General features: G+C 54.5%; 4 protein-coding genes and 1 pseudogene. All 5 read left to right on the forward strand.

All coding sequences use genetic code 11. The annotated features are described in order from the left end of the window. The coding region (locus CPT76_RS23210; protein WP_105444595.1) for a YhjD family protein at positions 1-494 on the forward strand (494 nt) is incomplete at its 5' end. Between the two features lie 869 nt (positions 495-1363). Continuing rightward, positions 1364-3598 carry a hypothetical protein gene (locus CPT76_RS23215; RefSeq protein ID WP_374954715.1) on the forward strand — a complete coding sequence of 745 codons (2235 nt, stop codon included), beginning with the start codon at positions 1364-1366 and terminating at the stop codon, positions 3596-3598. Positions 3599-3634: 36 nt separating this feature from the next. Then, positions 3635-4828, forward strand: a complete 1194-nt coding sequence (locus tag CPT76_RS23220; protein WP_105444596.1) for a HEAT repeat domain-containing protein — start codon at positions 3635-3637, stop codon at positions 4826-4828. 43 nt (positions 4829-4871) lie between these two features. Continuing rightward, a complete protein-coding gene (locus tag CPT76_RS23225; protein ID WP_181153018.1) occupies positions 4872-6239 on the forward strand; it encodes a glycosyltransferase family 2 protein in 1368 nt (455 codons plus the stop codon). Positions 6240-6288: 49 nt separating this feature from the next. Continuing rightward, positions 6289-6542, forward strand: a pseudogene (locus CPT76_RS37715) (response regulator transcription factor); the annotation flags it as partial.

A 6542-nucleotide genomic window follows, 5' to 3' on the forward strand; every position in this document is an offset into this window, starting at 1 on the left:
AGAAGCTTGAGAATAACGGGATTTGGGAATCCAGCCGCATGATGCTGCCACAGCACCGGGAGGAACTGCTGAAGCGGCGCTCGCAGCAGCCGGAGGAGCACCGGCCGCCCCGCAGGGAGGACCTGGAGCTGATGCGGGACAGAATCCTGCTTCCGGTCATGATATCGATTGTGAAGAAGCGGATCCAGGCGATCGAGGCGTCAAGCGAGGCCTTGAAGCACCTTTATTCGAAGGTGGCCCAGGTCCTGCTGCAGGACATCCAGAAGGATTTGTCCAAGGTGGAGCAAACCATGCTCGATGAGCGCATCGATCTGACCCAGGAGGGAAAGGACACCGAGATGATCTGGTACCGGTATTCGTTTCATGGGTATGAGGATACCTTCACGATCACGCGGGATTATATGCGCACGGAGGTCAGCGTAAGAATCGGACGGTACTCGGACCGGCTGATTACGGCATTGTACGCCCGTCTGCAGGATCATAAGCAGAAATAACCGAATGGAGCCCGTTGTCTTGTCTGGGAGACAACGGGCTTTTGGCCGTGCCGTACCTGGGGAGATCAGGATCGGCGGACATCCAGGCCGCTATGGCCATAACGATGGATAGGAAGCGTACAGCAGAAATTACCAGGTTCAGCCGCCGGGATCCAGGGTAGGTATGGGAGTGGAACGCCCAGGAACGGAATGGGGCCTGTTTCCTATTTTGGAAATCCGGGGGATCATACGTTTTGCAATTCGGCGGGGGAAAGGCCGCCAATGGTAAATTTCAACAAATTGCGATTTTAAAAAAAGCCCCCATAGCGATTGATTTTTGAAAAACCTGCCCGATGATCCTAGTTACAAAGGAGCGGGGGAACGGGGAGGAAGGACCATAAAAATGAACGAAAAGTCTGGTAATTGGAATCCAGTAATTGGAATGATTTGGTGAAAAAAAGACAGGAGGTCCTACACGGGACTACGTTCTCATTTTTGTGATGTGACATAAATTGGCAAACGTTGATGTGACGCGGTTTTTCGCTGTCGCTTTATCGGACTATGGTATCAATTTTGTAATCTTTATGGATAAAGCTGTTAAAAAGACCACAACTTTAGCAATTTTGAGGCGTATAAATGTCCAGTTAACCTGTCGGCTCAAGGCTTGGTTAACGTTTCTTTGTCATTCGTAACGGGGCCGGCTGACAGGGGATGGCAGGGCTCTATGGTCCGCACGAGGGAGTGGCGGGCTAGGTCGGCGGGGTGGGAAATTTCCAACTACTAGCCTAGTTTACAGATCGGGGCCGAATAGTTAAAAATTAGATTTAGGCGAAGGCCAAGCCCCGGACCGATGAGGCAAAAATCGAAAACGAGGTGGGAACGAAGAGGCGATGATCAGACGTAAAACACTATTTATTTGGATCACGGCGGCTGCGGTTCTCATAGCCGGAGGCGGGGCGGCGGGACTGATGTTGAAGAACCCGACGGCTGCGGCCTACAAAGATCCGGACGGTACGAGATTTACGTTTAAAACCCAGGGGGACCGTTTCCTGAAGTACGAGAAGGACGGGACATGGAAAGAGATATTCGTTAAAGGCGTTAATCTTGGCGCCACGGTGCCGGGACATTTTCCGGGGGAGCTGCCGGCGACCGAGGAAGATTATCTGCGCTGGTTTAAAGAAATTGACGACATGGGCGCTAACGTCATACGGGTCTACACGATTCACCAGCCCGTATTCTATCAGGCTCTCGTCAAGTACAACAAAGATAAGGGGGACGACCCTCTGTATTTTATGCAGGGGATCTGGTCGCCTGAAGAACAGCTGATCGAGCAGCAGGACGCCTATTCGGGGGATATTACGAAACAGTTCAAAGAGGAAATCAAGAAGGCGGTTGCCGCGGTATACGGCGATGTCACGATTCCGCAGAAGCAGGGTTCGGCAAGCGGGGAGTACAAGGCGAATGCCGGAAAGTACTTGATGGCATGGCATCTTGGAACCGAATGGGATCCAGGTATGGTCAAAAATACGAACAAGGTGCACAGCGACGTGAAAGCCTATCAGGGCAAGTATTTTTCGGGTACGAAAGACGCGGCTCCGTTCGAAAACTGGCTGGCCAGCTTGCTTGACTATACGGCCGAGCAGGAGGAGCATTACGGTTGGGAGCATCCCGTGACTTTCACGAACTGGGTCACGACCGATGTGCTCAGCCACCCTGGCGAACCGCTGTTCGAGGAAGACATGGCGAGCGTTGATGCCCGGCATGTTCAGCCTACCGGCTGGAAAGGCGGTTATTTCGCAGCCTATCACGTCTATCCGTATTACCCGGACTTTTTCCGGACGGATTCGACGCTCCAGACGATCAAGGACGACAAGGGGAACTACAATACCTACAAAGCTTATCTCCGTCAGCTAAAGGCCAAGTATAAGGACATGCCGCTGATGGTCACGGAGTACGGTGTTCCTTCTTCTGTCGGCGTGTCGCATTTTGGCGCCGGAGGGCGCGACCAGGGCGGCCATAACGAACAGGAGCAGGGAGAGATCGATGCATCCCTGACCAAAGACATTCACGACGAAGGCTACGCTGGGGCCATCCTGTTCATGTGGCAGGACGAATGGTTCAAGAAAACCTGGAACACGATGCCGATGGAGCTGCCTGAAGACCGGAGGTCCTATTGGATCAACGTTCTGACCAATGAGAAAATGTTCGGCCTGCTCGGCATGCTGCCGGGCAAGGAGAAGCTGATTACGATTGACGGCAATCTCACCGACTGGGACAGGCTCCCGGAAGGGGAAGTACAGCACTGGCAGGGCAAGATCCCGGGAGTCCAGGATATGAAAATTACGCATGATGAGGGCTACCTGTACATCGGCATGAAGCTGGATCATCCATTTGATCCGGCCAAGTCGAAGCTCTACATCGGTGCCGACACGATCACAGGCGGCAACCAGCCGTCCGCGAAGCAGCTTCCCGGGAGGAAGCTGGAAGGCGGGGCGCCCGAGACGCTGATCGAAATCGGCAAGGACGAGGAGTCCCAGGTGGAAATCGCGGCCGATTATGATTTTCACCAGCGGCTGTACGGCAAAGACGGTTATTGGATGCTGCCCGAGGCCGAGGCAGGAAACACGGCGCCGTTCCATCCGTGGAAGCTGGCGATCAGCCTGCTCATGAATCCGCCGGATACGCGCTTTTCGCATCCGTTCATCGACAAGACGATTGGTACGCTGAAAAGAGGGACGACGGACCGCAGCAAGGAGACGTTCGACTCGCTGACTTCTTGGCAGTACAGCGGTGATTCGATAGAGATGCGAATCCCGTGGATGCTGCTTGGCTTCTCGGATCCGAGCTCCCTGCAAGTGATCGACTACGGTCCGCTGAAGGAACGGAGTTACTTCGGCACGACCACAACCGACGGGATACGGCTTATTCCGTGGATCGTCCAGCGTGACGGAAGCGGCGTGTCCTGGCCCGGAGGAGACCAGAAGACGCTGAACGTGCAGAGCCTGCCGCTGTATACCTGGAAGCAGTGGGACACGGTGCAGTACAGTGAACAGTTGAAGCAGAGCTATTACATCATGAAGGATGCTTTTACGAAAATTTCCGGCCCTAAAGAGAAAAAGGAGTAGGAGAATTGACTTTCTAAAAAGGAGGAACCTGCTAACATGTTTCATTTAACCGTTGCCTATATTTTCATCTATGTGTGCCTCGGCTTGATTGCCCTAGGGATTCTGCTGTTGCTCCAGATGAAAATATCGCATAACCGGGAACTTCGGAACCGTGAAGCGTATGCGAAGAAGCATCATGACTACTTTGTGTACGTTCAAGCCAATCTGCAGGACAATGTCGAATTGAGGCTTCCGCCCGGCAAGCTGAAGAAGCTTGAGAAGAGAGTGATTCAGGATAAATTTATCGAGTGGATCGAGCAGTTTAAAGGCGATTACCGTCTCAAGCTGATCGAGCTGTGCCGGGAGGCCGGCTTTGTGGAGGAGGACCTGAAAGCACTCCGCAGCATCCGGTACGGCCGGAGGCTGGAGGCGGCCTACCGTTTGGGAGGCATGCGCGCGCCGGAGGCGGTGCCGCTGCTGCAGAACATCTTACAAAAACGCAAATACAGCTCGCTGTCGATCGTTATGGCCCGCTCCATTGCGAAAGCGGCGGATAACAGCGAGGATCTGCTCCAGATGCTGCGCGCCCTCTTGTCTCACGGCAAGCCGATCCATAACCTGGCGGCGGATATTATGCTGGAGACGGGGCTCGATTCAAGTGCGATTTTGCTAAAGCTGCTGAACGACTCCGATTCCGCGCTGGTCAAGGTGGGACTGGTAGCCATGTGGGGACAGGCTGTACCGGAAGTCATGCCGGTTCTGGGACGTTTGGTCGGTGCGGAAGAGAAGGACGTTCGCGCCGAAGCGGTCAAGCTGTATCTCACGACGAATCCAGCGCTCAAGGACGATACGATCGCCCAGCTGATGAGCGACCGAAGCTGGGAAGTCCGGGCCGAGGCGGCCAGAGCGCTTGGCCAGCTGCACGCCGCAGGCAGCATTCCGCTGCTGACCGATGCGCTCCGCGATTCCAGCTGGAAGGTGCGCTATAACAGCGCCGAGAGCTTGGCGGAGCTGGGAGAAGCCGGCTTTGAGGCCCTGTGCCAGGCCGCGCTGACCGGCGCCGGCATCCAGCGCGAGGCTGCGCTGCACCGGATCGAGCTGGTGATGGAAAAGGAGCGCGAGCACAGCGCGATCGAACAAATGGTGGCTTACAACAAGAAACGGCTTCTGTACGACCGTTATTTCGGCGTGAAGCAGCCGGCCAAACGGGTTGGCGGGGTAGCCGCTGTAGGAGGGGATTACTCTGCTTAGAGACATACTTATGTATTACGGCATGGTCGCCGTGTATTACGTCATGATCGTTAACATTTTGTACTTTACCATTATGATCCTGTCGTACCGGAACATCGGGACCATCTACCGGAGGTCCAAATATTCCAATTACAATACGCTGTCCGGCTCGGAGCTGGTGCCGCCGGTATCACTGCTGGTGCCGGCCTTCAATGAGGAACTGACCATCAGCGAGAACGTCAACTGCCTGTTGACGCTTAACTATCCGACCTACGAGGTCATCGTGATTAACGACGGGTCCAGCGACAATACGGTGGATGTGCTCATCAAGGAGTTCCGGCTGAAGAAAATGCCGAATCCGGAGTTCCGGGGGACGATCGACACGCAGGAGATTCGAGGCGTTTATCATAATCCCGATTATCCCTCCCTGTTTGTAATAGATAAGGAAAACGGCGGCAAGGCCGACTCGCTGAATGCAGGTATCAACTTGTCGCATTATCCGCTGATCTCTTCCATCGACGCGGACTCGCTGCTGGAGAAGGACGCCCTGATCCGCATGGCCCGCATGTACATGGAGAATCCGGAGGAAATGGTGGCGATCGGCGGCGACGTGCGTATTGCCAACGGCTGTCTGATCGAGAACGGTGCGGTGCAGAAAGTGTCGCTGCCGCGCAAGATCTGGCCGATGTTCCAGTCCATCGAGTATATGAAAGCCTTCCTGGGCGGACGGATCGGCTGGAGCCAAATGAACGGCCTGATCATCGTCTCCGGCGCATTCGGGCTGTTCCGCAAGGACTATGTCATTGCTGTCGGCGGGTACCGCGGCGGTTATCCGGGAGAAGACATGAACATCATCATCAAGCTTCACCGGTATATGCTCAGCCATAAAATTCCGTACAAGGTGGCCTTTTGCCCCGAAGCGGTCTGCTGGACGCAGGCACCGGATACGTACAAGATCATCTCCAACCAGCGCAAGCGCTGGGGGCGGGGAAATCTGAAGAACATGATCGAGAATCGCGGAATGCTGTTCAATCCGAAGTACAAGGTCATGGGTATGATCACGATGCCTTACAACGTCCTGTTTGAAACGTTAAACCCTTATTTTAGAATCACGGGCCTGTTGGCTCTGGTAGGATATACGCTGCTGGACATGACTCACTGGCGCATTCTATTGACTTTCTTCCTTCTGAACTTCCTGAGCGGCTATCTGCTCAGCGTCGGTGCCATCATCCTGGAGGAAATCGCCTTCCGGCGATACAAGAAATTGTCCGATCTGTGGAAAATGCTGCTGTTCTCCGCGCTGAAGTTTTTCGGATACCATCAGCTCGGCGTGCTGTGGCGCGTCCAAGGACATATCCAGTATCTCCAGAACAACAATTCCTGGGGAACGATGACCCGGCAAAGCTGGAGCGAAGAAAGCAAAACGGCCTGATGGGCCCCGATTCAAAGATTTATACATTTGAGAGAGGTGGGAGTGGATTATGCCGCAAACCGTAACTTTACAGAGAGAACAGACGACCGATGTGTACCACCATCTGGGAGAACGTTTGAAGGAAACGTCGCCGGACACTTGCGGAATCATGTTTCTGTACAGCAGTGCGAACCCCCCGCAGCTGGAAGAGCGGGTTCGGGAGATTTTGCAGCATGGTTCCGGGCTCGACTATGAGGTGCTGAAGGATGCGCAAACCCGGACGCTGGCGATTCTGCTGCCGGGACTTACGCTGGATGCGGCCCA

It is taken from the genome of Paenibacillus sp. AR247, assembly GCF_002968895.1.
GTDB lineage: Bacteria > Bacillota > Bacilli > Paenibacillales > Paenibacillaceae > Paenibacillus_AQ > Paenibacillus_AQ favisporus.